Source organism: Carboxylicivirga fragile (genome assembly GCF_050589805.1).
Classification (GTDB): domain Bacteria; phylum Bacteroidota; class Bacteroidia; order Bacteroidales; family Marinilabiliaceae; genus Carboxylicivirga; species Carboxylicivirga fragile.
In genome coordinates this window covers 78,821-105,444 of the sequence record NZ_JBNGOY010000017.1, presented here as the reverse complement: position 1 = coordinate 105,444, position 26,624 = coordinate 78,821, and the positions used below count along the sequence as shown (strand labels likewise).

21 protein-coding genes are annotated in these 26,624 nt (G+C 37.9%); 9 read left to right on the top strand and 12 right to left on the bottom strand.

Features of this window, described 5'->3' with window-relative positions:
• Nucleotides 1-186 precede the first annotated feature (186 nt).
• The 7 genes from ACRD7B_RS09630 to ACRD7B_RS09600 all read left to right on the top strand — a co-directional run bounded on the left by ACRD7B_RS09630 (nt 187) and on the right by ACRD7B_RS09600 (nt 7,373).
• Complete coding sequence (locus ACRD7B_RS09630) at nt 187-783, top strand: TetR/AcrR family transcriptional regulator (RefSeq protein ID WP_430824325.1); 597 nt, start codon at nt 187-189, stop codon at nt 781-783.
• 61 nt (nt 784-844) lie between these two features.
• Complete coding sequence (locus ACRD7B_RS09625; RefSeq protein WP_430824324.1) at nt 845-1,414, top strand: hypothetical protein; 570 nt, start codon at nt 845-847, stop codon at nt 1,412-1,414.
• Between the two features lie 60 nt (nt 1,415-1,474).
• Complete coding sequence (locus ACRD7B_RS09620) at nt 1,475-2,896, top strand: DUF1254 domain-containing protein (protein WP_430824322.1); 1,422 nt, start codon at nt 1,475-1,477, stop codon at nt 2,894-2,896.
• Nucleotides 2,897-2,918: 22 nt separating this feature from the next.
• Complete coding sequence (locus tag ACRD7B_RS09615) at nt 2,919-3,707, top strand: sulfatase-like hydrolase/transferase (RefSeq protein ID WP_430824321.1); 789 nt, start codon at nt 2,919-2,921, stop codon at nt 3,705-3,707.
• Between the two features lie 38 nt (nt 3,708-3,745).
• The gene (locus tag ACRD7B_RS09610; RefSeq protein WP_430824326.1) at nt 3,746-5,317 is read left to right on the top strand and encodes a sulfatase-like hydrolase/transferase; all 1,572 of its coding nucleotides are present in this window, start codon (nt 3,746-3,748) and stop codon (nt 5,315-5,317) included.
• Nucleotides 5,318-5,450: 133 nt separating this feature from the next.
• The gene (locus ACRD7B_RS09605) at nt 5,451-6,497 is read left to right on the top strand and encodes a DUF1214 domain-containing protein (RefSeq protein WP_430824320.1); all 1,047 of its coding nucleotides are present in this window, start codon (nt 5,451-5,453) and stop codon (nt 6,495-6,497) included.
• A gap of 63 nt (nt 6,498-6,560) precedes the next feature.
• Entirely contained in the window at nt 6,561-7,373 is an 813-nt protein-coding gene (locus ACRD7B_RS09600) for a hypothetical protein (RefSeq protein ID WP_430824319.1), read from the top strand.
• Between the two features lie 171 nt (nt 7,374-7,544).
• Here the strand turns inward: ACRD7B_RS09600 and ACRD7B_RS09595 are convergent, their stop codons facing one another.
• The 12 genes from ACRD7B_RS09595 to ACRD7B_RS09540 all read right to left on the bottom strand — a co-directional run bounded on the left by ACRD7B_RS09595 (nt 7,545) and on the right by ACRD7B_RS09540 (nt 24,151).
• Nucleotides 7,545-8,345, bottom strand: a complete 801-nt coding sequence (locus tag ACRD7B_RS09595) for a CPBP family intramembrane glutamic endopeptidase (RefSeq protein WP_430824317.1) — start codon at nt 8,343-8,345, stop codon at nt 7,545-7,547.
• Between the two features lie 163 nt (nt 8,346-8,508).
• The gene (locus ACRD7B_RS09590) at nt 8,509-9,315 is read right to left on the bottom strand and encodes a LytR/AlgR family response regulator transcription factor (protein WP_430824316.1); all 807 of its coding nucleotides are present in this window, start codon (nt 9,313-9,315) and stop codon (nt 8,509-8,511) included.
• 434 nt (nt 9,316-9,749) lie between these two features.
• On the bottom strand, nt 9,750-11,222 hold the full coding sequence (locus ACRD7B_RS09585; RefSeq protein WP_430824314.1) for a glycoside hydrolase family 30 protein: 1,473 nt from the start codon (nt 11,220-11,222) through the stop codon (nt 9,750-9,752).
• A 191-nt stretch (nt 11,223-11,413) separates the two neighbouring features.
• Entirely contained in the window at nt 11,414-12,868 is a 1,455-nt protein-coding gene (locus tag ACRD7B_RS09580) for a glycoside hydrolase family 30 protein (protein ID WP_430824313.1), read from the bottom strand.
• 68 nt (nt 12,869-12,936) lie between these two features.
• Complete coding sequence (locus ACRD7B_RS09575; protein ID WP_430824312.1) at nt 12,937-14,667, bottom strand: SusE domain-containing protein; 1,731 nt, start codon at nt 14,665-14,667, stop codon at nt 12,937-12,939.
• A gap of 29 nt (nt 14,668-14,696) precedes the next feature.
• Nucleotides 14,697-16,193: a RagB/SusD family nutrient uptake outer membrane protein gene (locus tag ACRD7B_RS09570; RefSeq protein WP_430824311.1), complete on the bottom strand. Its 1,497-nt coding sequence runs from the start codon at nt 16,191-16,193 to the stop codon at nt 14,697-14,699.
• A gap of 18 nt (nt 16,194-16,211) precedes the next feature.
• Entirely contained in the window at nt 16,212-19,151 is a 2,940-nt protein-coding gene (locus tag ACRD7B_RS09565; protein ID WP_430824310.1) for a SusC/RagA family TonB-linked outer membrane protein, read from the bottom strand.
• A gap of 26 nt (nt 19,152-19,177) precedes the next feature.
• Nucleotides 19,178-19,852, bottom strand: coding sequence for a T9SS type A sorting domain-containing protein (locus tag ACRD7B_RS09560; RefSeq protein ID WP_430824309.1), 675 nt, complete (start codon nt 19,850-19,852; stop codon nt 19,178-19,180).
• A gap of 277 nt (nt 19,853-20,129) precedes the next feature.
• Nucleotides 20,130-21,782, bottom strand: coding sequence for a SusR family glycan utilization regulator (gene susR, locus ACRD7B_RS09555; protein ID WP_430824308.1), 1,653 nt, complete (start codon nt 21,780-21,782; stop codon nt 20,130-20,132).
• A gap of 72 nt (nt 21,783-21,854) precedes the next feature.
• Nucleotides 21,855-22,307, bottom strand: coding sequence for a GNAT family N-acetyltransferase (locus tag ACRD7B_RS09550; RefSeq protein ID WP_430824307.1), 453 nt, complete (start codon nt 22,305-22,307; stop codon nt 21,855-21,857).
• A 2-nt stretch (nt 22,308-22,309) separates the two neighbouring features.
• Nucleotides 22,310-23,071 (bottom strand): DUF481 domain-containing protein, encoded by a 762-nt coding sequence (locus tag ACRD7B_RS09545; RefSeq protein ID WP_430824306.1) that lies wholly within the window; start codon nt 23,069-23,071, stop codon nt 22,310-22,312.
• 249 nt (nt 23,072-23,320) lie between these two features.
• Nucleotides 23,321-24,151 carry a hypothetical protein gene (locus ACRD7B_RS09540; protein WP_430824305.1) on the bottom strand — a complete coding sequence of 277 codons (831 nt, stop codon included), beginning with the start codon at nt 24,149-24,151 and terminating at the stop codon, nt 23,321-23,323.
• Nucleotides 24,152-24,388: 237 nt separating this feature from the next.
• On the opposite strand from ACRD7B_RS09540, the gene ACRD7B_RS09535 reads away from it, so the two are divergent.
• Nucleotides 24,389-24,919 (top strand): PH domain-containing protein, encoded by a 531-nt coding sequence (locus ACRD7B_RS09535; protein WP_430824304.1) that lies wholly within the window; start codon nt 24,389-24,391, stop codon nt 24,917-24,919.
• Entirely contained in the window at nt 24,912-26,402 is a 1,491-nt protein-coding gene (locus ACRD7B_RS09530) for a PH domain-containing protein (RefSeq protein WP_430824303.1), read from the top strand. The genes ACRD7B_RS09535 and ACRD7B_RS09530 overlap by 8 nt, the downstream gene beginning before the upstream one ends.
• Nucleotides 26,403-26,624: the final 222 nt, after the last annotated feature.

The following is a 26,624-nucleotide window of genomic DNA, read 5'->3' as shown; positions in this document are numbered from 1 at the left end:
ACCATTCAGCCTTACTAAAAGAGCTTTTGAAAATTGGTTTTGAGAAAAAAGAAAAAAGTCTACTTTTAACATGTCCTAAAAAAGGGAAGTCGACAGTATCTTTCCTTTTGAGCGCATTATCATATTTATGTTTGAATGAGCTGTTTTATAGCTTTTATTTAAATATTAAACTGTTAACTTTACAATGTGTGTACACCCGAAACATATTCGATCTGGCTCGAAGCGGCTTATTGTTTATTTGCAGAAAAAGGACCAGAAAACTTCTCCATAAAAGAAGTTGCAAAAAAGTGTGGACTTCCGCGTACTAATTTTTATTACTATTTCGATAGTAAAGATGATTTATTGGATAAAATAATTGATCTGCATTTTCAAAGTACCGCCGAAATTTTTAATGTTGAGTTAAGTAAAAGCTTGAATGTTTTTATTCCAGACTTATACGAACAGATTTATGCGTTTAAATTAGGAATACAATTTGCTAAAAACTTATTTAAGCACCGTGATATTTCAAGATACAACGAAGCGCATATAAAGGGAGTAGCGCTTTCGGCTGATTTAATAATACCAAAATTTAAGGCGTATTTTAATATAAACTTACCGGATGATCAGGTGAAGCAGTTGTGGTTTACTTTAACCGACACCTGGTATTCGAGGTTAAGTTTTAACAATTACTCCGTTGACTACCTATGTGAACTATGCCATGAAATAATGGCTAGTATTTTACCATTAATTGAGTTGGCTAATAAAAAGGACAATAAACTTCGGTTTGTCGACACCCCTGTCTAAATAAAAAACGTTTCGTTTCTTCATCTTTGTTTATAAGGAAGAAGTCGAAATAAAACAAACGATGGTAAAAAAAAGACTGTTACTAGTTGTACTAAATTCTCTCATCTGCATCGTTGTATCTGCACAGAAATTCATTCCCCCCGCTGAAGGAAATGCTGTAGTATATATTGTGCGTACGTCCAGTTTTGGTTCGGCGCTAAACTTTAGGGTTTTCCATAACGAAAACTTTGTGGGTATTTTTAAGGGGAAAGGGTATATACGCTACGAATTGCCAGCTGGTGAACAGTTATTATGGTTTGTTTCAGAAAAGAAGAAGTTTTTAGCCTGCGAGCTAAAATCCGGAGGAACGTATATAATTTCATCGACACACTCACTGGGTGTGGTAAAAAATAATGTGGTAATAAACCCAATTTCTTCCGATAATTCGCAGTTTGAGAGCTGTAAAAATGTAATACTTAAAGGTAAAGAAATAACCACATCTGATAAGAAGAAAGCTTCTATTGAGAGTTCATTATCGAATAGTAATTTTATTGACACCACTCTTAAGCAATATCATGAAGAGCCAAAATTCGAAAAAAGGACGAAAGAAATCACTCCTGAAATGGCTATTCCATTAATTAAACTACAATAGAACTAATTATTGAGCTTATATATAGTATACATATTAAAAGAACACTAAAATACCAAATTCATGAAAATCAACTTAATTCTTACAGCCGTTATAGTAACAACATTATTCAGCTGTACACAAAAAACAAAAAACCTTACACCCGAAGAAGCCAAAGAAATTACTAAAGAAGCTTATGTGTATGGCTTCCCTCTGGTAGTAAATTACAAAACAATGTACAATTATACATTGAATGAAAAATCGCCTGAGTACAAAGCCGCATTCAACGAAAAAAGTTGTGAGGCACGTGTGTTTACCCCTGAAGATAAGGCTATAGTCACACCAAATTCGGACACCCCTTACTGCATGTTTTGGCTTGATATAAGAAATGAGCCCATCGTATTATCAGTTCCTGAAATGGAAGAAGGTCGATACTACAGTTTTCAATTGATTGATTTATACACCCATAATTTTGGCTATTTAGGAACATTATCAACGGGTAATAAAGCAGGGAAATTCTTAATAGCCCAAGAAGGTTGGAAAGGCGAAAGGCCAGACGGAATAACAGATATACTTTATAGTGAAACAGATTTGTTTTTTGTAGTAGTACGCACGCAATTAATAGATGCAAAAGACCTTCCAAATGTACAAGCAATTCAAGATGAATATCAAATTCAAGGATTAAGTAGTTTTTTGGGTGAAGAGCCTGTAAAATCAGAGAAAATAGAGAATTACATAGCATGGAGTGATGGCGATGAGTTTACGGCTGCATCTCTTAATTATATGAATTTTATGCTAAACCTAACCAATCCGGTTGCATCTGAAGTTAAATTGAGAAATAAATTTGCTAAGCTGGGTATTGGTACCGAAAAAGGATTTGATATTAACAGTTTTGATGAAGAAACTCAAAAGGCCATTGAAGAAGGTGTTAAGGAAGGCTTCAAAGAGATTACAGATTATACTACCAAAATAGCAGCAGATCCTTTAACAAGTACCAAAATTTTTGGAACCCGTGATTTTCTCACCAAAAGTGCAAAGGAGAATTACGATTCTGATAATTTTTATGCTATGCGTGCGGTGGCTGCTCTAAACGGTCTTTATGGAAATTCGGCACAAGAAGCAACTTATCCCACCTATTTAATGGAGGCACCGGGTATTCCTTACGATGCTTCGAAATACAATTACACATTAACATTTAAAAAAGATGAATTACCACCTGTAAAAGCATTTTGGTCGTTCAGTATGTACGATGGCATAACACAATTGTTTATTCACAATGAATTAGACCGATATTTATTGACATCAAATATGTTGGAAGACTTTGTTTATAATGATGATGGTTCCTTAACATTTTACATACAGAAAGATGCTCCGAAGGCTGCATTAAAGTCCAATTGGTTACCAGCTCCCGATGGTCCATTTTACTGTACAATGAGGCTTTATGGGCCTAAAGAAGAAGCTGTAAATGGCGAGTGGGTAAATCCACCATTGCTTAAGGTGCAATAGCTGAATCTAATAAATTATTATTATGAAAAAACAAACAAATATTTTAATAGCCTTCACAGTAATCATTGGGCTATTACTTAGTTCTTGTACTCAGGAACCGGCATCTAAGGATGCAAAGGAAATGGCTAAAAATGGGGAAGTCTTACCATTTCCAGAACCAACTTCGGCAAGTACCGCTGGAAAAACATTGGCAGATTCAAAACACCAGTGGCGTGTAGCAGAAAATCATTTACCTGCAGATGCTCCAAACATTGTCATTTTTATGACTGATGATGCTGGTTTTTCAAATCCTGAAGTATTTGGAGGACCTGTACATATGCCAACCATGGAGCGCCTGGCTAAATCCGGTATCAGCTACAACGCATTCCACACTACGGCTATGTGTTCTCCTACAAGAGCTTCTTTATTAACAGGACGAAACCATCACCGTGTGGGTGCCGGCCAGATCGCTGAGCTTGCTTCCGACTGGGATGGTTATGTAGGTAAGATACCAAAGTCCACAGCAACCTTTGCAACGGTGCTTAATGACTACGGATACAATTCTGCAGCATTTGGTAAGTGGCACAATACACCTGCTACAGACATTACAAAGCTCGGACCCTTCGACCGTTATCCAACAGGACTAGGGTTTGATCACTTTTATGGATTTTTGGCAGGAGAAACATCACAGTATGAACCTGCATTATTTGAAAACACCACCCCTATAGAAGTATCCCATAACCCCAAGTATCATTTAACTGAGGATTTGGCTCAAAAAGCTATTGAGTGGATTAGAACCAGTAAAACCCTTAACCCTGACAAACTTTCTTAGTCTACTTCACCCCAGGTGCAGTACATGGGCCTTTCCATATTTTCAAAGAGTGGGCAGACAAGTATGACGGAAAATTTGATGAAGGCTGGGAAGTACTCAGAACCATGACCATTAAAAAACAAAAAGAACTGGGATGGATACCTCAGGATGCTGTTCTAAATCCACTGGCAGAAAGCATGCAGAAATGGGATGATATCCCTAAGTCTCAGCAAGAGTTTCAGATACGATTGATGGAAATATATGCAGGATTCCTTGAACATACGGATGTGCAATATGGAAAGATTGTTGATGAGGTAGAACGACAAGGATTACTCGACAATACCCTGATCATCTATATTAACTCCGATAATGGTCCTTCGGCAGAAGGCATGGACGGAACTATCTCTGAACTTAGGGCACATAATGCAATGCCATCGAGTACGCAACAGCAAATTAACGTACTCAATAAAGACTATGGTGGGTTGGATGCCTTGGGTGGACCTAAGCTTGACGCTATGTATCACCACGGATGGGCTTATTCAGGAGCGGCACCATTTCAGGGTACCAAGTTGGTCGCTGCACATCTAGGTGGAACACGAACTCCTATGGTTATATCATGGCCTGCAAAGATAAAACATGACGGGAAAATCCGTTCACAGTTCCACCATGTAAATGACATAGCAGCTACGCTTTATGACATTCTTGAGATTACACCTCCTAATGTTGTAAATGGCGTAGAACAGCAGCCACTAGATGGCGTATCTATGGCATATACATTTAATGAACCGGAGGCAAAAACTACTAAGAAGACACAATACTTTGAAATAATGGGTAGCCGTGGAATCTATCATGATGGTTGGATGGCAGGGACTCCTGGTCCTCGTGCACCATGGTCAACTGACTTGTCTAGAGTCATGAACTGGGAACCAGAAAAAGAAAAGTGGGAACTTTATAATCTAAACAATGACTATTCTCAATCTAAAGATCTCGCTAAAGAGAATCCTAAAAAACTGGCTGAACTAAAAGTATTGTTTGATGAAGAAGCGACAGATAATCTCGTATACCCTATAGGGGCTTCACTATATACGATGTTTTTTAGTCCTTCAGAACTACCTGCTACAACACTTCAAGAGTGGACATTTTATGAAGGTCAAACTAGGATTCATGAATCCATGGCACCAAAGTTTTCAAGTGGACGATCTACACTGGCTGTGATTGATGCCGGCATACCTAAAGATGCAGAAGGTGTACTTTTTGTACTTGGTGGTATCTCGTCAGGGTTCACAGTGTTCATGGATAAAGGATTCTTAAAAGTTGAATACAATTCTATGACACTAAATCGTTATAAGGTTTCATCTGCATCAGCTATTCCTACGGGAAAAGTGAAAATAGAAGTAGAGACAAAGTATGACAGCAAGGAGCGTATGGCTCCAGCTACACTTACTTTAAAAGTGAATGGAAAAGAAGTTGGACGCGGACGCATAGAACAGTCAGTTCCTGGTGGTCATGGGATTGAAACATTTGATATAGGTATGGACTTAGGTTCGCCAGTATCATTGGATTACTTCGATAGAGCACCATTTAAGTTCAACGGAAAAATCAACAGTATTAATATCAAATATATTGAATAGAGATATTTAAGAATATTACAGCTCAGTTAATTATTAACTGGGCTAACAAATGATTCAGGAATGGTGCGAATTGGGATTGGTATCATTTCTGAATCAAACTATTAACTATAAAAAAAGCAAAAGCTAGATTATTATGAAAAAAATTACAATTTTTCTAATTGCCTTATTCTTAGGAGTAACTCAATTACAGGCGCAAGAAGCTACAAGCCCAAAATCATCTACCGATGAACTTGTTATTGTAAACGTCGATAATTTTACGCGTGCCGAAACAGCCTTTCAGTTCGATCGAGTGCTCACATTGGTTGAGGGTGGCGAAGTCAATAAATTCATACACCTGCGAGAGCCAACGCCCTTAGATCAACAAAATGTTATTCGAATGAATCGAGACACCTACTACAGTGCAGCTATTGTGGATATCACTGAGGGAGCAACGCTGACTATTCCTGAAACAGAGGGCCGCTATGTGTCTGCTATGATCATCAATGAAGAGCACTTTAATAATAAGGTATATCACAAACCTGGCACCTATAAACTAACAATGGAAGAGTTCGGTACTCCTTATGTGAGTGTTAACTTACGCATCTTGGTTGATGATTTAGATCCAAAGGATATAAAAAAGGTGTGGGCTATTCAGGATGGGATCACCATAGAAGCAAAATCTTCTAAACCTTATACGCACCCGAATTACGATAAGGTAAGTTATGAAGCTACCTATAAGCCATTGATTGAACTGAGCAGAGGTATGCCAGAAACAAGCAGGATGTTCGGAAAAGAAGAAGATGTTGATAAAGTGCGCCATTTGCTTGGCACAGCATTCGGGTGGGGTGGTTTACCTGAACGTGAGGCATTTTATCTTACCATTGAACCGAATCTGCCTGTAGGCGCTTATGAACTCACCGTTAAGGATGTTCCGGTTGACGCATTTTGGTCAATAAGCTCATACAACAGGGATGGCTATTTTCAGGAAAATGAATATAAGGCCTATAGCGTCAATAACATTACAGGTACCCCCAACAAGGATGGTTCCTTTACCATCCATTTCGGTGGTGATCCCAACAGTTCAAATTATCTGCATATAACGGAAGGATGGAACTATACGGTTCGCTTGTATCAGCCCCGCGAGGAAATTATAGAAGGAGAATGGATTTTTCCTAGTGTAAAACCTGTGAAAAAGAAATAAATCCACTTTATGTGCCTTCCACTGTTTAATTAGTAAAACAATAAAAAATTTAAACATAGAACTATGAAATACTTAAAAAATTTATTGTTATTAATAGCAATTTCTTTTCTCGGAGTTTTCTCTGTAAATGCGCAGCAATCCAACGAAGAATTATCAGCCGCTGCAGCTAACCCTTTGGCCGACTTAATGAGCTTTCCGTTTCAGAACAATCTGAATATGAACTACGGCGAGCATAATCGAAATATGAATATTTTAAATATTCAGCCGGTGATTCCTTTTGCGGGCGGAAAGTTTATTACTCGTACCATTATGCCCATTGTGCGCATTCCCGATTTTGCCAACGAAAGTGGAAAACTAAGCTCCGGCTTAAGTGACATTGTATTTTCGGCTTTTTATGCGCCCGAAAGTAAGGGTGTCATGTGGGGTTTTGGTCCCGTATTCGAACTCCCCACCGGAGGTAGCATGCGAGGCACACAAAAATGGAGCGTTGGCCCCTCCTTTGTTGCTTTGCAACAAACCGAAGTATGGACCTTTGGTGCTTTAATTAACAATGCCTGGTCTTTTGCCGGAAAATCGGACGCCGCTGATGTGAACCACATGCTTGTAAACGTTTTTGTGGTTAGGCAATTGGGCGGCGGCTGGTATGTTAATTCCGCACCCATTATTACGGCCGACTGGGAAGCCAAAGTTGACGACCGCTGGATTATGCCCATAGGTGCAGGCGGTGGAAAGCTGGTGATGTTGGGAGGAAAACTACCATTGAATTTACAAACCCAGTTGTATTACAATGTGGTAAGACCGGATTTTGGCCCTGAATGGCAATGGCGCTTTCAGGCCCAGATACTGCTGCCAAAGAGTATTTTCGGTAAAAAGTAAAGATGTTATAAAATTGTAAATGTCGTTAGGTAATCACAGATTGAAAAAAATATTAATCCGTGATTATCTAATGGCATTAAGTCGTGTCATCTGCGGTTTATAAAAAAATATCGGGGTGTATATCTTTAAGGTTAATACCCATTCAAAATTATCAATACGGCTTCATATAATTTAAGACGTATGTGACTTCCATATCAACTTTCCTTTGAGTGCACTCCCTTTTTTGTATAGCCTATACAGCGTTACAAAGACAGCTAATAGTATGGTGAAAACCCGAAAGGTATTGGCGACAGTATTTCCGGCGGCATCATTGGTGTTGAGGGCAAATACATTCCAGCAAAGGTTCATTAATGTATGCATGGTAATAGGCAACCACAGGTTCCATTTGTATTCGAAATAGATCCAGGCAAAGAACATACTTCCCAAACTGGTTACTATCATCACCATGGCGCTGTGCATGATGCTTTCTCCTTGGTAAAGGTGACCGGCTCCAAAAATAAGAGAGACAATGAGTACAATAGGGAAAAAACCTAAGCGCGTATACCGAAATAATAAACCGATAAAGAAAGCCCGATAAACCAATTCTTCGCTAAAACCAGGATAGGCTGCATGCGTAATTAGGGTTGTGATTTTAATATCGTTTTGTAGGCCAACCTGCCAGACATAACCAATAAACATGGGTAAGGTAAAAGCTAAACCAAGTAGCATGCCTTTACCAATGTTTCGTGATAAACCCAAAGCTGAAAATACCGATACCTTGCTTTTAATTATGAAGCGTAAAACCAGATATGTGAATAAAAAACAGAGTGTAATCTGAATTAGATTACCCGTTGTATAATGGATAAAGCTGTAGTTTTCTTCTACCCATGCGTATTGTTTAAAAGGAGCAAGTACATGAGGTGTAATTTTGCCAATTAACACAAGTGTATATCCTAATATTGCAATGCTTGTAATTTTTATAAACTCTTTCATGAAGCCTTGTTTTTAATACTGATTAAAACTATTTGATTGTTCTTTTCAGCAAAGAAAGGATGGCTCCAGCGATGAAAAAAATAAGTGTGATCACCTGCAAGAAGATGTGATGAATTGCGTGTGTACCGTACCAATTACAAGTGCGAGGGACGAATTACAAGTGCTATTTTGTACATAATTGGCGCACTTCGGATATGGCATTTCGTGATAAGGGTATTTCTACCTTGGCAACACTTAATAGAAGAAAATAGTTGGATTGTTGCGTATATACTTTTTCCAGATATCGAACATTAACAATGTAGGAGCGATGAACTTTCATGAAATGATGCTCAGGCAATTGTTGCTGAATATTACTCAAAGAATTTCGAAGCATTATACGTTTCAACTCATCACCTTCAAGTTGATATACTTCTGTATAATTACCATTGGCCATCACATACACTAAAGTAGAGGGTGTCAATTTCACGTCCTCATCACTTTTGTTATTACTTGAAAGAACTAGTTGTACTTCCTCTTTTTTTTCTTTGTTGATGGTCCGTTGAATGTTTCGGTTTTTTAGTTGGTAGCGCAAAACAATAATGATAGCAATGGGAATAATGGAGATACTTCCACCTAATATTAAAAAACCAAAGTAAGTGAACCAATTAATCTGCGAACCAATAAACCAATGATGATAGAAAAAGCTAGCGGTTAAACTGAGTAAAACTGTTGTAACTAGTAATACCGCTTCAAATACCCATGACCATATGCCAATCAATACCAAACGAGGCCGAATTAAGTGATCAAACAAAAGGTAAATGATCACATAGCTGCATGTTATGATGGCACCATAGCCGGCTAAAAACAGATTTTTATTGGGGTGTCGGAAATCATCGGTGCCAAAGGGCTGAAAAACGATTAATACGTAAGCTACAAATAAGCCAATGCCAATAGCTGTGAATAGTATTTGTAAGGTTTTGTTAGAAGCCACGATATGGGATTTGGTTTCGTTTAAACAAAACTATTAATTAAAATTTAAATGCTCTCAAAAACAAATTAGTATTCTATTAAAATAGTGTTTAATGTCTTATACCAATTGTACTCCAAAATGATTGATAAATCATTTTGTTAATTATAATAGCCTGTCCCGATTTTTTTCGGGAGTTAATGCCCTTACAAAAGCACAGTTTGATTTTTTATCAATCGTTTTGGTTTGTAAAAGGTATTATGCATCTATACCTTTTTCGATAGCGTGATCCCGATAGAATTCGGTTTATTGGCAGTGCGCAATAATATTATGGTAGAGTATTCTGAACTTGAATTAATTTTTACAGAGATGTTACTTTTAAAGGAACCGTTCCCTGGTTTGTGCTGGACGAAAAAGGCCACCATAAGGCAGCCTTTAATTGGAATATCTACACGCTTCTAGTATATCAAAGTCTGTATGGCTCTTGCAGGAATCGTTACAGTTGTTTCTTCAGTATCAACAATCAACTTGTAGCTAATTGCTTCCTCTCCATCGTTCATTACTACCGTTACCATGCGGCCATCTGAATTTAAAAAGGAGGTAGAAATAAGATGACTGCGACTGCAGGTAGTGCTAATGCGTTTAGCTCCTTGGCGAATATATTTTGAGAAATGCCCGATGTAATAATACGATGGTGTAAAAATCAATTCATTGTTACGAGTATCGGCATGGACGGGCGAAAAGCAGAAGTTACCCACATGGTTGGGGCCACCGATATGATCGAGTAAAATGTTCCAATCGGTCCATCCAACGGTTCCACAATTAAAATCGTTGATCATCGATCGGCCATAACGTTCGGCATTGGCCCAACGTTGATAGCCGTCCTGGCTGAAACTCTCAATACAGCCTTCGGTAAATAATAATTCTTTTTCAGGGAATGATTCTTTTACATTACGCAGGTTGTCCCACATCGATTCACCACCAGCCCATCGCTCGTACCAATGGAATCCAATGCCCCAAGCATATTTAGCCGCTTCCGGATCGCCGAAGATGGTGTTGGCGCGGTGAGAGATTAAATCTCTATTATGATCCCACACCACAATGTTTTTATCTCCTAATCCTTCTTTCTCTAAGGTTGGACCAAGGTAGTTTTTAAGGAAATCACGTTCTTCTTCAGCCGTATAAACACACGATTCCCAAGTTTGTACAGCCATTGGTTCATTCTGAATGGTCAGACCCCATATAGGCATCCCCTCAGCCTCGTATGCTTTAATGAATTTGGCATAATAATTGGCCCACGATTGGTAATACTCGGGTAATAACTTTCCACCTTGTAACATGTGCTCTTTGCCTTTCATGAAAGCAGGAGGGCTCCAAGGGCTTACATAAAACACCAATGAATCACTCGCCTTTGCCATGGCTTTTTTTATCATCGGAATGCGAAATTGCTGATCGTGTTCAATGGAAAAGGTTTTTAGTTCTTTATCTCCTTCTTCTATATAAGTATAACTGCCACTGGCGAAATCACAACTATGAATGGTTGTGCGTAATAAGGTGTAATCGATACCATCAGCACCGAAATAAGCATTCAATAATTCTTCTTGTTTATCAGCAGTTAGTTGGCTAAACACTTCGGCTGAAGCATCTGTTATGGCTCCTCCAATTCCCAAAAAGGTTTGAAATTGCTTTTGGGGATTAACAAAGACTGCAACTTCACTTTCTAACGGTTGAGAGCTTGGCGAAAAAATAGCCTTCGATTCAAGTGATAATTTAAGGTTTGAATCCTTTTGAGTGGTGTAGACACTCACTGTTTTTTCCTGAGCATTAAAAGTGGCCTCTGCAATTATCTCTTTATTTGATTCTTTGGGCTGGGTGGTGCAGGCCAACATTATTATAGAAAGGGCACCAAGCGCTATTTGTCTAAGTTTCATGATGTCTAATTATTAAGTTTCAAATGGTATAGTTAATGTAAATCATTCTTTAATAATGTTATAAAGCAGATAGAGTGAGGTTTATATGAGTCAAGGTGAGTTTATTTCTCAATTCCATCCCTTAAAATACGATCAAATGATTGGTTCCATCGTACAGAATAATCATTTGATCGTAGGGTAATACCTTAGGTTTATCTTTTCCAGATATATGTGCCAACGGCACCTGCGTTTAAAGAGGTTTTAACTACTTGTTCATCTAAGTTCAAATTAAACGATTGTTTTTTGTCACTTTTATTTAATACGATGGTAATGATGCTACCATCGGTACTTTCAAATGCCACATTTGATAGATCGCCTAAATTATTACTTTCGATGCGAAAGGAATTGGGGCGAACGTACTTTGAAGCATGAGCAATAATGTAGTAAGCTGGATTGCGTACTACAGTGTTTCCATCAATGGTTAAAGCTCCCAAGCATTCGGTACAACCGCCATCGGTATGTGGCTGCAAATTAGAATCAGCAGCCAAATTCCATTCAAGCACTGTTTTGCACCAATTACGCGTGGCTCCAATAATTAGGTTCTCAATATGCCATTTTAAATCGTTGGAAAAATTGCCAGGGGCACCTATCCATTGCTCGGTGAAATAGAGATTTTTATCACTATGAGCCATATGTACTTTGCTCAAATCATTAATGCTCCCGCCATATAAATGAAAGGCTGAGCCATCAATGTATTTACGAGCTTCTTGATCGTTGAGTATTTCAATGGGATAATCTGTTCGATCAGCATTGTGATCGTAAATGATAATTTTACATGCTATGTTTTCCGATTCAAAAGCTGGCCCAAGGCTGTGTTTAATAAAATTGGCTTGATCAGCCGCTTCCATATACATGCTGGGATTATTGCCCGGATGTAAAGGCTCATTCTGAATGGTTATGGCATCAATGGTAATACCTTCATTAGCCATAGCCTGAATGTATTTTACAAAGTATAAGGCATAGGCATCATAGTAGTCTGGTTTAAGACTGCCTCCTTTTGATGCTCCATTGGTTTTCATCCATGTTGGAGCTGACCAGGGAGAAGCCATGATTTTAAGATCCGGATTAATGGCAAGAATCTCTTTTAATACTGGTATCAGATAACGTTTGTCAGGTGCTAATGTAAAATGCTGCATTTCAACATCTGTTTCGCCCGCCGGTAAATCGTTGTACGAAAAGACTGCTTCATCCAAATCGGAAGCTCCCAAACTTAATCGTAGGTAGCTAATACCTATGGCATCTCCTTCTGTCCCGAATAACTCATTGAGTAAGTTTTTCCTTTGCGAGGTCGACATTTTGGATAAATGGAGTGCACTTCCCCCCGTTAACGAAAAACCAAAACCATCCATGCTTTGGTATTTGGTGGCTGGATTAACGGTGATGGTTAGTAAATCCGTGTCATCGGATTCGGGCAAACCACCCTCTTGAAAGCTGAACTTGGCAGACTCATCTGCATTACTGATGTAATAGGCGATATCTATATTAGGTTCTGGTTTGGGAGGTGGAGGAGCTACCTCTTTGCTGGTGTCTTTGCATCTCCATCCCATGGTACTAAAAGTAAGTAACACCGTTAAACCAACAACAATTCTGTTTCGTATGATATTCATAATGTAATGTTTAAAACAGGTGTCAGAATCATGATTTCCGACACCTGAAATCCCAAATTCCCGATCAACTATTCAAACTTGTATGTTCCTGTTGCAAAATCATTACTTAGCGTAATGCTAGCAGTATAATTACCGTCATTACTCATGTTTCTGATGTTGCTGCCACCTTTATTGATTAAAGTACCAGATAAGGCAGATGCATCTTCAGCTCCCATCTCAATGTCCCAAGGGGAGATGAACTTCATGTCATAGTTGGCTTTTAAATCAGCATTTACAGTATAGGAGTAGGGGTGAACATAGCTCATCAGAAACTCATCTTTGTCGTCCCATCCACCATTAATATCATCCCAATGGAATAGTTTAATGTTGTAATAACTCCATTTTAGGTTCGCTTCTGCAAAGTTGAGTTCTATTTTATAAGCCTGATCATATTCAGCCTGGAATGAAGAGGCTTCTTCGCTAAGTAATACATTGGCTGATACATTATCTGCTCCAACACCATCTGTGCCTAACATGGTATTTATGCTAAATGCTCTGCCACTTCCATCTGAAGATGCGTTTAGAGCGTATTCAACGCCAGCCTTAAGTGCTAAATTAATGCTTGAGCTAAAGGTGTCACCATCTTTGCTGAATTCATGCATCATACTACCATCAGCCAAAAGGAAGAGTTGATCAGGCGCTTCGATTGGATCAGGCTCATCTGGTGCCGATGGGTCTGCTTCGATGGAATAAGAGAATCCTTTGGCAGAAAGATCGAGGGTCAGTATTTTTAAACCTTTGCCTTCGCCAGGTATATCTTCTAATTGCACACCTTGGGCGTCAGCATCATTCTCGGCAACAATCTCATTGGTGCCAACTACTCGCTTCATGATGTTTTCCCATGTTCCGTTGGCTCTAAAGATAAATCCTCCATCAGGCAAAAAGTCAATGCTGGCCTTCCACACACCTAAACCTTGATACTCCAGGAATTGATCACTACCCCATCCGGTTGAGAAAGCACCGCCTATTGCACCAAACTGATTGATTTTAAATAAGGAATAGGTATTGGCATCCAAATCAATGGTAATGCGATATACACCTTCTTCCTCAACAGATAAAGCCGATCCATTTTTAAGTAATGCTCCATCAGCACCTCCATATTGGTGAGCTGGCATAGCTTGCTCACTATAAAATCTGTAAGGCTTATTTGCCAATAGGCTTGTGTATATTTCATGTTTGTTTGATGGTGTTTGATCCACTCCATTTAAGCGTTTTAATGCTATAGCAGCCGATAAATCACTTCCTGTCTCTGTAGCTTCTCCACTAATAAATAACTGCTCAGGAATGATTTCACTGTCAAAACGCTTAAGCGAAATTTTGGCAGATTGATAAGTGACTTTACTTAAGGACTTGGCTTTTACCGTCCAGTTTAATTCATTGGTACTTGAAGCATCATATCCAGCCAAAGATAAGGCTTCATCAATGGCGTGATGACTTATTGATGCCTTTAAAGATTTGCCAGCATTATCGGCTTGAACTTCTATGATGGGCGAAGTCATGTCTTTAGCATCAAGTGAATCAATCAAAACGGAATAATATACGCCGTATCCAGCTGACGATTCTGCTGCATCCCAGGTGAAGTCTAGCTTTGTATTTGGTAAAGTCTCATTCAATACAATTGCAGATCCTGCTTCTGGACTTTCGGTTTGTGCAGAAGAAAGCGTCCATTGGCCTTCTGGTTCCAGATTGCTTTGCTCAGTGCATGCACCCAACAAAAGGAGCATGAGAACTGAGAAAAAGCTTAATATATTTAGTTTCATAATTCTTACTTTTTTAGATGAAATGTGATTTAGTTCGAAGGGTTAGGATCGAGTGCTGAGTTACGATCTAATTCTTGTTGTGGGATAGGAAGTAGTATCTTATCCTCAGTCATATTATAGTTCACGGCCTGATTGGTGCGTAAATCTATTTCCCGCAAGTCATTCATTACCGATACAACCTTGTTGTGACGAACCAAATCGTCCCAACGCTGGGCTTCCTGAGCTAACTCCAAACGACGTTCCTTAAGAATAGTATTGCGTAATACCTCTTTCGAGCTTTTCTGATCATTAGTTAATGGATCCAGATTAACACGTCCTCTTATTCGATTCACTTCTGTTACGGCTAATTGTAATTGATCCATTTCGTTCAAAGCCTCAGCCTTAAGTAAAACGATATCACCTAAGCGGAAGATGTATTGACGATCAGTACTTCCCCAACCCATGGCATTTTTCCACTTATAACCAAAAGCTACATTGTTAGGATTTGGATTGGCATCACTTGGCTCAACTATACCCCAGTATTCATCAATCCATGATACTTGTTCGAAAAGTACTGTACTGTTCTTGCGAATATCATCACCTTGTTCGTCATAAGCATTTACCAGATCGTTTGACGGAGTAACAAACTTGCGCCATGTATCGCCACTGATTGAAGGGGGTAATAACATTTGAGGTCCCCAGTTGCCTTCATCTCCACCTAAATATTGTATTTCTAAAATGGATTCGGCATTGTTGTAATGATTACCATCAAATAAATGCGTATAGTCAATTAGAGTGTAATTCGCTTCACTTGCTTCCACCTTAGCAATGTATTCAAGGGCCTTGCTGAAATCGGGGGATGGCTGCTGCATGTAAGCTTTCGCCGCCAATGCGTTGGCCGCACCAGATGTAGCGCGCGCTTTATTTATTGATTCATCACTTCCATAAGTATCAGGTAAAAATTCTGCTGCTTTGCTGGCATCAGTGATGATTTGAGCAAACACATTCTGGATTGTTGAGCGAGGAATGTTCACATCTTCTGGAGCTGCTGACTTGGAAGCTTCAAGTACTAATGGTACACCACCAAACAAGTTGACCAAGTTATAATAATGGTAAGCTCTTAGGAATAAAGCTTCGCCTTTAATCTGTGCCTTACGTGTATCCGTTAAAATAGGATCACTGACTGCATCTACTTTCTCAAGAACGACGTTTGCCTTTAAAATGGCGTTGTATAAATTTGACCAGCTTTGATAAACCTTGTCGTTGGTAGCCGTTACCTTTAGTAAGTCCATTTCGAAAATTGATGGATTATCTCCACCGGCATAATGATTGTCGGAGCGGATGTCCTGAAACATGATGTTGTTCCATACATAAGCATCTGACTGAAAAGATTCGTATACGCCGGTTAATGCCGCTTCTATCTGGCTAGCTGTAGTATATGCTGTAGCAGTTGTTTCTTCCGAAATTGGTTTAAGGTCAAGGAAGTCGTTGCACGACCATGCGCTTAAAACCATTAAACCACCAATAATATATTTTCTGAGTTTCATACTATTCAAACTTTTTAATTAGAAGGTTACATTTAAACCAAAAATGATGTTTCGGGTTTGTGGATACGTTCCATAATCGATGCCTTTGTATACATTTGAACCTCCATAGGCATTAACCTCAGGATCGAAGCCCGAATAATTAGTGAAGGTGAATAAGTTTTCGCCTGTGGCATATACTTTAATTCCGCCTATTTTTACTTTTGAAAGTAATTTATGCGGTAAGTCATAACTTAAGGTTAGCGTTTTTATGCGCATGTATGAGGCATCTTCAATAAAGCGGGTCGAAATGCGAGAATTATCTGTGTTTCCCCAGCTTGCGCGAGGAATATCGCTTTGGTCACCTGAATTTCTCCAACGTTGGTTAACACTTAATAATTGGTTTTTTGGATCAGTCATGCCTTCTGAATCGATACGGGTGGCATTTAGCATATCATTGCCATACGACCCCTCAAGAAATACGATAAGCTCCAGTCCTTTATATGCCACTACATTGTTAAAGCCAAAAAAGAAATCTGGATTGGCATTCCCAATGACTTGTCGGTCTTCAGGAGATGGTGTGAAAGTACTCTCCCCGTTCTGATCGATGTAATAGGCATCTCCAGTATCGGCATCAACGCCACCCCAAACATAGCCATAAAGTGTTCCTAAAGGCTGTCCTTCTTCCAATAGGATTGCTTCACCACGTCCGGATATATTACCAATTGGTAAGCTTTCAACGACAAGGTCAGTCACCTCATTACGGTTAAATGAGATATTAAAGGTTGAACTCCATGTTACGGCTTTATCGATATTTACAGTGTTCAAACTAAATTCTAAACCTTTGTTTTCAAGTGTTCCTATGTTTTGTAAAGCGTTATCATAACCTGTGCTATGAGGAAGTGGTGCATCTAATAATAAATCGCGTGTGTTGCGCATGTAAGCATCAGCCACAAAACGAACACGACCATTAAACATGCTTAAATCAAGACCAATATTGGTTTGCTCTGACTCTTCCCACTTCAAGGTATTGTTATCCATTGCTGAGGGATAGGTGCCTGGTTGTGTTTGTCCACCAATAGGATAGTTGGCGCCCAGTCCAACACGACCGAAATAAGCATAATTGGCGATCTGGTCGTTTCCAACAATACCCCATCCAGCACGGATTTTAAGATCATTTAAAAACTCAAAGCCATCCATGAATGACTCTTGCGATAAACGCCATCCACCAGAAACAGAAGGGAAATAACCCCAACGTTGATCAGGGCCAAACACACTTGAACCATCAACCCGGAAGTTGGCAGTAATTAAGTATTTATCGTCGAAAGCATAATTTACTCGGCTAATAAACGAAGAGTTTGATTTCTCAGCTTTGGTATTATTTGCACTAATAATTTTAGAACCTCCATTGGTTGTTTTCACGCCATCGCCAGAAAAGTTCTCCTTGGTGATGCCATTGTTCTCCCAAAGAAATTTCTGTGATACAGCACCAGCTAGAGCTTCTATGGCATGTGAACCCGTCTTTTTGTTGTAGTTAAGGGTGTTCTCAAACATCCAATAACTTGACTTATCTGTTGTGTTAGTTCCGATGCCTTGCTTGGCTCGTCCGTAACTAGTGCGGAATGGATCCAAAAAATAATCGTACATACCATGATTATAATCAACTCCAAGATTAGTCTTAAAACTAAAATCTTTTAGGAACGATACTTTTGCATACATGTTACCCAAAAAGCGCTGACTGTTATACTCACGATCTGAGCCATCAGTGCTGGCAACTGGGTTTTCCCAGTTTTGGAAGGGGTTACTTGTAAAAGTTCCATCTTCGTTATAGATACCAATTACCGAAGGCGTATTAATCACTCCTGTTAAAACGCCACCTTGATTAACCGCATTGTTGTCATTAACATCAATATCGGTGTACTTGGTATAGGCAATACGTGTTCCAACACTAAGCCAGTCATTTACTTCCTGATCGAGGTTGATCTTGAAATTAGATCGATCCATCTGAGCGCTGCGCACAGCTCCAATCTGCTGCACCCATCCACCTGAAATGTAGTAGTTGGTTCTGTCGCTTTTACCAGATATAGATATCTGATAATTTTGCGACATGCCCCGCTGAAAGATTTCATTCTGCCAATCCGTGTTTTTATTATAACGATTCCAATCCGTGTTTTGGCCCATTTCGGTCATTAAATCACGGTATTGTTCACCATTTAAAACTTGAAGTGTATTCCAGACTTCAGAAAAACCGGTATAGGCATCTAAGCGAACCTGGGTATTATCTGTTGTACCTTGTTTTGTAGTAATCAATACAACTCCATTGGCACCTTGAGCACCATAGATCGCAGCCGATGAGGCATCTTTTAGTACAGTAAATGTTTCAACATCTGATGGATTGATTGAACGAGTGTCGCTGGTTGGAACGCCATCTACAACATATAAAGGTTCACTTCCTGCGGTAATTGAGTTGGTGCCACGGACTCGAATACTTAATCCTTGCGATGGTTTTCCTGAGCTTGAAACTACTCGAACACCAGCCGCACGTCCTTGTATTAACGATCCTAATTGTGTATTTGGACGTGATTCTAATTCGTCGGAACCTACAAGTGCCACTGATCCGGTTATGTCTTTCTTCTTTTGGGTACCGTAGCCAACCACTATAACCTCATCTAAGCCCAATGTTTCATCGAGCATTGAAAGGTTGATGGTACTTTGGCCCGCAATGATTACTTCTTGCGTTTGCATTCCAATAAAACTAAATACAAGGATATCTGAAGATGTAAAATCTCCCTTTAGGACGTAACTACCGTCCATTCCTGTAATTGTACCTAAAGTGGTACCTTTCACTACAACAGACACTCCTGGAATAGGCTTGTTGTCTGTGTCAACTATGTTTCCTTTAAGCTGATTGCTTTGAGCAAATGCTTGATAAGAACACATTACTCCCAAAATGAGGAGAAAAATGATTTTGGATAATTTCATAATATGGTTCTATTAATTAAATGATTTTATTGTGTCAAAACTTTAAGTGAATAACCATCAATATTTAAGATGTAAATTCCTTTACTTTTCACCTGTATTGAAATACTTGAGCCAGTGGCTTCTTGATCTGTCATCAACTGTCCCGAAATATTGTAAACTTTTATCCTGGCTGAAGGATTTACATTTTGTATGCTAATGGTATTATCCTGACTAATGACCTTGATATTTTTGAAGTAGTCATTGTTAATATTAGTAGGTGTTAATGGGAGTTCAAGTGTTGTTTGTCCTGAGATGCTGCCATCTGCTCCAACAGAGAAAAATATATCATTTTCGGTGGCATAATTATAAAGGTTATTGATTGAATTCCACCCCAGTGTTTTCATATGTGGATTCCATTTATAATCGCCAGCTGCCACACTAAAAGTAGCTTGCCATGTCCAAGTGCCATTGGCTTTTATCAACTCACCATTTGGGCTGTGAGTTTCACCACTGTACATGGCGTACCACCAATCACCATTATCATAAATTTTATTGTCATCCAGATCGGCAGCATAAACAAATACATTTGTTTCATTATTATCATCCACTTTATTGGTTAATGCACCATCTTCATTATCGATGACTTTTAGAGTTACTTGAAATTGTGCAATTACATTAAGGCTTAAAAAGCATACAAGGATAAATAGATAAAATTTTTTCATGTCGTTTTGATTTAGTTTCTGACTTGGCCTTTGGATAGAGACAATAGCCATATTGTTTTCAGAAGTAAATCAAAAGGAATATTAACACATTAGTAAATGTGGGTAGCTATAAAGTGGATAAAGTAGTGTTTAAGTTTTATTCAAAGTGTTGGAGAATAGGTGTTAAGTAGATTTTGGAATAGTGTAAAAAGTGGATGTAATAGTTAGCGTTTTTTAACAATTAGGATAAAAGTGGAGATGTGTAATTGAATTCTACGTCGCTAAATAGTGTTAATTCTTACCTGATTTTAGTGCCAATTTTCATCACAGCGTCTTCAAATTCATCGCGCGAAATAGAAGCATTATTTTTAACTCGAACCCGATAGTTATAAATGGTATTTACTGAATAGCGAAGTAAGTGAGCAATTTTTGAACTATCGTTTATGCCAAGCCTAATTAAAGCAAATATTCGTAGCTCTGTTGATAAAGCCTCTTCCTTTTTGCTTTCAAGTTTTCCATCTTCGACCAATAGTTCATTTATCTTTTCAACAAAGTTTGGGAAAATATGGAGGAAGATATTATCAAAGTTATTATAGAAATCAGCAATTTCATTGTCGATTAGTTTCTTTGATTTAGTTGAAGCATGTAGCTCCTCTATTTTTCGAGCAACAATATTTTTATTAACCATCTTTCTAAAATCATCCAATTTGTCAATGTAATCGGAACAAATGGCCAAGAAACTGCCTATGTAATGCTCTTTAACATGATCTGATTCAACCAGATCAATATTAACTTCTTTTAGTTTCGTATTAGTAGTATGAAGATTGGTGTTGAGTTCTCTTAGCTGATCATTGGCATTGATTAATTCTGTTTTTGCCTCCTTTAAGGATTTAATTTGATTGTATATAGCGAGAATAGCTAGCAATAATACTGCACTTAAAACACTTATTATAATGAGAAATTTTCTCAATTCGGCTTTTTGTCTGTCACTCTTAAGTTGATAAGTCTCTGTTATTAATGGTAGGATCGCAGATATTTGAACAAAGCGAAGTTTTGAATTGTAAAAGGCAGCATCCTCAAAGGAAAACATGATGTATTTATAAGCATCATCAATTTTATCTTCTTCGTAGAGTAACATTGCTAATTTAGTAAGCGAGGCATTGTCTTTAACTGCCGCTTTGATGTCGGAAATAGCCGAAAGTATCAGGAATTTCTTTTCTAAATCAGTGTTGTTCTCAAGTTCGTAAAGGATAGCGCGTTCAAAAGTAATGGTTGAATAGATCCGTGTGCCCATTTGGGTTAAGGCCATGCGTTGCGTGTTTATGCGTTTACAATCAATCAACATTCGAGAATCTCGGAACTTCTTTTCCTGTAGAGAAAGATAGGGTTCACTTTTTTTATCTAATATGTTTAATAGCGAATCTGAATAGTTTCTGTACAATTGTTGATAAGAATCTCTGCTGCTTTTGGAAGGTGTAAATAGCGCGAGTTCAGAAAATACTTTAACATAGATACCCCAATATTCTTGTTTTAAGGGTACGCTTAGATTGTTCGAATTTACCGTCTTAACTACGTCTAATGATTCTAAATACCTTCCTGAAAAAGCAAGAAGGTTGGCTAAATGTATATTGGTTTCGTGTTTAAAACTAAAATCATTGTACTTTCTAGCAAGCTCGAGGTTGAGATCAATGTAATGAATTGCTGAATCAAAGTTATAAGGGATGTATTCTTCTAGAATTTTATTATTGAGGAAGAAAAGACGTTCTGGATTTGAATCTGTTTCTTCCCTTAAGGCTTTTAAACTCTTAATCTTACTTTCTTTTTGAGTTTCGTATTGTTCTCGATCTGATATGGTTTGTTCCAATTGAACAAATAAAGAATCTAACTCATTGCTTGCTAGAGCCCCTGCGTTTGCCAATAGATGTAATATGATTCCAATACAAATGCGCATATTAATAACTTGAAGATTATAAAAGTGAGAATCTAAATATAAATGTTTTTTTTGAGAGTGATTGATTTGGAACTATGTTAGATGCTTTTCAAAACAACGACTGTTTTCTACATCAGCATATTGGCCATAGTTGGGAATAATATGATAGCCATTTTTCTGATAGAGGGCAATGGCTTCGGGTTGCTTTAACCCGGTTTCAAGTAGGCAACTATTATAGCCTAGTTCTTTAGCCCAGATTTCAAGTTCTTTCAGAACAAGCGAAGCAAGGCCTTTTCCTCTCTGAGCAGGTAAGGTGTACATGCGTTTGACTTCCATGCTGTTCTTCGAAAAATGTTTGATGGCACCACAGGCAACAGCCTTTTCATCTTCAAGAACGATAACTACATTTTTAATCTGATCTACCTTATTATATTGCGCGTAAAAGGCATGGTCTTCTCCATCGCGAATAGCAAGATCGCTGTCCAGTTCTTTAACAAGCTTTATAAAATCCTTATTGTCAGCGTCGGTTCTTACTATTTCAAACATGTTTAAAACTTTAAGGTAAAGGAATTATTCACCGTGTAAAACAGCGGATCAACATCAGGTGGTACCAAATTATCGTAATCAAAGCGCACGAATAAATCAAAGGCAAATTTCTTGGTGATCTTAAAATTCAAACGTGTCTCACTCCATATTCTAAAATCGGCAGGGTCGGAGTAATCGGGTTCGTAGTAGGTGGTATGTCCCAATTTGGCATTTGGTGACATCTGCCAATCCATGGAAAACATCGAACTAAATTTTACCAGACTTTTACGACGCTGATATGTGTCGTTCTCAAACAGTTCATTTAAATATATGGTATAGGCCACAAGAAATAAGTTGAACTTCTCGCGGTCGGCAATATTAAAACGTGGCCCACCTCCCAAGATATGACGGTGTTGTAGTTTTTTAACGCGGTTATAACTGTATTGGTAAAAGGCTTCGGCAATGATAATTTTATCGGGTACCCAATAGTTATACTTAAACATCAGACCGCCATTATTCACATTGTTTTCGTCATTTACACGGCTGTAGCCAATATCGGATGAAAAAAGGTAAGTATTGTCATTGTCGTTATACTGCAACTTAAAGCGCGATGAGAGTTGAAGAAGATCTGTGTTCGTATGAACAAAATTGAGCCCTAGGTTTATATCCCCCTGAAAACCTTTATTTGGGTTTTTAGTTCGTCGCTTATCAATACTAACAATTTGGGCCGAACTGGTGATGACCCAAAGCAAAAGTATTAGTATGCTTAAAAACTGCTTTATCATGTACTGAAAATTTTAACAAAAATAAGATTTCAGCTTGGTTTAGGAAATACTAAAGTAGTCATTCCCTATTCTCCGATAGAAGAAAATTAATCACAGGGGAGCGGAGTTGTGGAGGAAAAATGATGAATTAAACATGTTGTAATTTAAACTCCATCATTCATTCCTCTACTTCAGGAGAGGCTAGGTGAGGTAAGAAATTAGAGGATAAACGAGACTAAGAGCAAAGTCAATAAGTGAGCTTATAAAATCCTATTCATAAATTTTTGGATTACCTTGCCAATCAAGTTTTACGCATACTTTTATATTCTCACCATCTACTGAAATAAGTTTAGCATCCTTGGCAAGTCTACCATTTTCATAATCCAATTCCAGTGTTTTATTCGTTGATTCAAACAAGGTTTCGTTAACTATCTTATCATTCTCAAAACGTTTAATTGCACTTTTATTTTCAGCAAGGTCGTATTGAATACTGGCGCCTTCTTTTACTAGTATGTATTCCGATTCGCCAACTGATTTATTCTTGTAAAAAATAGAGTCGCTAACATTTCCGTTTTTGTGATATTGAACCAATAGCGTTTTAGATTGGTCGTACATTGTATGATAAACAAACTTAGGTGTATTGTTTTTTGAATAAGAGATGCTTTTGTAGGAGAGACAATCTTCATAAACTGTTGAATGGGCATATTTCTTTTTCTGAGCCATTTTAAAGACTTCCTTATCGCCACTTTGGGCAATGCTTTTCATCTCTAGTAACTCTTCGCTTATAACTCGTCCTTTTCGGTCAAAAGTAAAGCGTTTAAAAAGTTTAAATCCGTCAATATAAACAGTACTATCGGCTAATTGACCATTCTTTCTCCACTGCTTCATTTCAATGGGTGAACCATCCTTAATAATTAAACGCCACGCGATTTGATCATTTGTAAAGTGTTTTTGGCAAGTACCATCATAGTTTGAACTGCTCTCTAAATTAATTGCCAATAACGAGGTATCATCCACCTTAAAACAATCTTCGTATTGTGAAAATGCTAATGTGTAATTAACAAAAAGCAGGGTGCATAATATTGTTATTCTCGTTTTCATACTACTGGTAATTAATTCTCTAAATAGTTGCAAATCTTAATCAGTTTAACGGGATGATTATAACAATGTGCGCTTATTTACATCAACGGCTATCTTCGTTTGATTAAAAAAACATAAAACCATAAGTCGATAGTTTTTAATGATAAAATGAAGAAAATAATAGATTAAGGTATGGCGATGTGTAGGTATTAATTTACATTTGACTTGAAAAGTACTGAAGCAAAAACGCCATACCGTATGATAGAGAAACTGGAATTTGAAAATAAAGAGATCGACATACAAGAATTACCTAAAATTGAAGATCTTCAATTTAATAAGGTAGAAAAGAAATTCCTGCTGGTGTTATTGTTGAGAATAGTGATGTTTGCCCTTGTTTTCAATGGCATTGGCTTATTCTTTTATTTTTCCGGAAAGATGGGTTTCCCGTCTGAAGGTATTCTTTATACTCTATTGGGTATAAATATTCTTGTTATTCTTCGCCTATTAATGACCATTATGGCATTTAAAATAAGAGCCTATGCCCTGCGTGAAAGAGACATATCTTATCAGCGAGGATTAATCACGTTCAAACAAACCACAGTATCGGTAAATCGGATACAACATGTGGAACTGACCCAGTCCGTACTCATGAAACTCTTTAATTTATCTAGTATTAAAATATACACGGCTGGCGGCAATCAATCTGACATTAGCATTGCAGGCATTAAGAAAGAAAAAGCTGAAGAGATTAAAAGTTTATTAAGTAAAAAAATAGGTCAGCATGAATAAGATAGACCTCACTACTCCCATGCGACAATCGCCTAAAGGTTTATTGCTAATTTTAGTGATGAGCCTTCAAAAGATGATTCGTGCCTTTTGGCCCATGTTAATAATTTACTTTTGGAAGAATGAGCAATTTGTAGAATACCAATTGGAGATATTTGCTGGCATCGGCATACTTGTCGTGCTGCTTGTTGCACATGCTATTTTATACTATTTAAATTTCAAATTCCATGTTGAAAAAGACAGCTTCATACTACGTAAAGGCTATTTACGAAAACAGGAATTAAATATTCCCTTTGAGCGTATTCAATCGGTCAACTACAAAGCAAATGTACTGCAACGCCTATTGAAAGTGGTGAGCCTGGAAATTGATACGGCCGGTTCGGTAAAAAAGGAATTGAAGATAATGGCGCTTGAGATGGATTTTGCCGAGGCCTTAAAAAATGCATTAAATAATACCGCTTCTTCTGAAGAAACCAAGGAACTTACTGAAGATGCACCAATAAAAAAGGAGTCTTCCAAAAAGCTCATAAAATTACAATTAGGTGAACTGATTAAGATTGGTTTATTGCAAAATCACCTGCAAATGGCTTTGATAATACTTGCCTTTGGGTGGCAGTTCTACAACGAATTGGCCGATACATTCAAGGAAGAAGTAAGCCAGGTTTCAGGTCAGGTAAATGAGCAAGTACTGCAATCGAGCTTACTTGTAATCATCTTTATGTGTCTTTTATTTTTAGCGATAAGTGTAGTGGCTTCAGTCATAAAAATTATCGTGAAATTTTTCGAGTTTGAATTCACGAAGACAGAAGCATCATTTCAAATGCAGGCCGGTTTATTAAATCGGAAAAACTTGATCATTCCATTCAAAAAGATTCAAGAGCTTTCGTGGGGAACCAATCCGTTAAAAAAAGCTTTTTCATTATTCTCAATAAAAATTAAACAAGCCAATAGCCAGTTCGACAAAAATAAGTCAATAATGGAGATACCTGGTTGTGAAAAGCACACCTTAAATCAATTACAAGAAGTGATTTTTAGTGAAGATGAATTCTTGATTGATAGGCAATACAAAATATCCAGAAAATTCTTCTGGCGTATCTTATTAGCAATGGGATGCCTACCTGTTCTTATTAGCTTACCGCTTTATATTTTCAATGTGGTGCATTTTACAATACCTGTTGTCTGGTTTGCTTTTAGCATATGCGCATCGTGGCTAGCAGTAGAGAAGAGATCCTTCCGAATGAGTGAGAATCAACTCATCATATCAAAGGGCATGTTTGGTCAGGATTGGAAACAATTAGAATTATACAAGATTCAAGTGGTTGATTTCAGACAATCGATCTTTCAAAAACGTTCAGGACTGGCTAGTATACAAATTTATACAGCCTCAGGAAGCACCACCATACCTTTCATTGCTGAAAATCTGGCTAAAGAGCTTCATAAATATCTGGTCTATAAAATACAAGCGACGGAGAAAAGTTGGATGTAAGATTATAAAATACGCACGATGAAGGTATCGTCTTTGTCGTGCACAAGTTTTATTCAAATTCACCCAAGAACGTAAATACTTAAAATCAATCCACTAACAAATAGCAAACCGTAATATCGAATGGAAAGACCAAATACATTTATTATTTCTGGATCAGGATTCCAGTGTATGTAATTTAAAATCATACTCCAATATTAATCTAATTATTCCAAATCTTCACAC

Coding starts and splice junctions, on each gene's coding strand:
- ACRD7B_RS09625 (WP_430824324.1), top strand. CDS start 845: ATGGTAAAAAAAAGACTGTTACTAGTTGTACTAAATTCTCTCATCTGC.
- ACRD7B_RS09620 (WP_430824322.1), top strand. CDS start 1,475: ATGAAAATCAACTTAATTCTTACAGCCGTTATAGTAACAACATTATTC.
- ACRD7B_RS09615 (WP_430824321.1), top strand. CDS start 2,919: ATGAAAAAACAAACAAATATTTTAATAGCCTTCACAGTAATCATTGGG.
- ACRD7B_RS09605 (WP_430824320.1), top strand. CDS start 5,451: ATGAAAAAAATTACAATTTTTCTAATTGCCTTATTCTTAGGAGTAACT.
- ACRD7B_RS09600 (WP_430824319.1), top strand. CDS start 6,561: ATGAAATACTTAAAAAATTTATTGTTATTAATAGCAATTTCTTTTCTC.
- ACRD7B_RS09595 (WP_430824317.1), bottom strand. CDS start 8,345: ATGAAAGAGTTTATAAAAATTACAAGCATTGCAATATTAGGATATACA.
- ACRD7B_RS09585 (WP_430824314.1), bottom strand. CDS start 11,222: ATGAAACTTAGACAAATAGCGCTTGGTGCCCTTTCTATAATAATGTTG.
- ACRD7B_RS09580 (WP_430824313.1), bottom strand. CDS start 12,868: ATGAATATCATACGAAACAGAATTGTTGTTGGTTTAACGGTGTTACTT.
- ACRD7B_RS09575 (WP_430824312.1), bottom strand. CDS start 14,667: ATGAAACTAAATATATTAAGCTTTTTCTCAGTTCTCATGCTCCTTTTG.
- ACRD7B_RS09570 (WP_430824311.1), bottom strand. CDS start 16,193: ATGAAACTCAGAAAATATATTATTGGTGGTTTAATGGTTTTAAGCGCA.
- ACRD7B_RS09565 (WP_430824310.1), bottom strand. CDS start 19,151: ATGAAATTATCCAAAATCATTTTTCTCCTCATTTTGGGAGTAATGTGT.
- ACRD7B_RS09560 (WP_430824309.1), bottom strand. CDS start 19,852: ATGAAAAAATTTTATCTATTTATCCTTGTATGCTTTTTAAGCCTTAAT.
- susR (WP_430824308.1), bottom strand. CDS start 21,782: ATGCGCATTTGTATTGGAATCATATTACATCTATTGGCAAACGCAGGG.
- ACRD7B_RS09550 (WP_430824307.1), bottom strand. CDS start 22,307: ATGTTTGAAATAGTAAGAACCGACGCTGACAATAAGGATTTTATAAAG.
- ACRD7B_RS09545 (WP_430824306.1), bottom strand. CDS start 23,071: ATGATAAAGCAGTTTTTAAGCATACTAATACTTTTGCTTTGGGTCATC.
- ACRD7B_RS09540 (WP_430824305.1), bottom strand. CDS start 24,151: ATGAAAACGAGAATAACAATATTATGCACCCTGCTTTTTGTTAATTAC.
- ACRD7B_RS09535 (WP_430824304.1), top strand. CDS start 24,389: ATGATAGAGAAACTGGAATTTGAAAATAAAGAGATCGACATACAAGAA.
- ACRD7B_RS09530 (WP_430824303.1), top strand. CDS start 24,912: ATGAATAAGATAGACCTCACTACTCCCATGCGACAATCGCCTAAAGGT.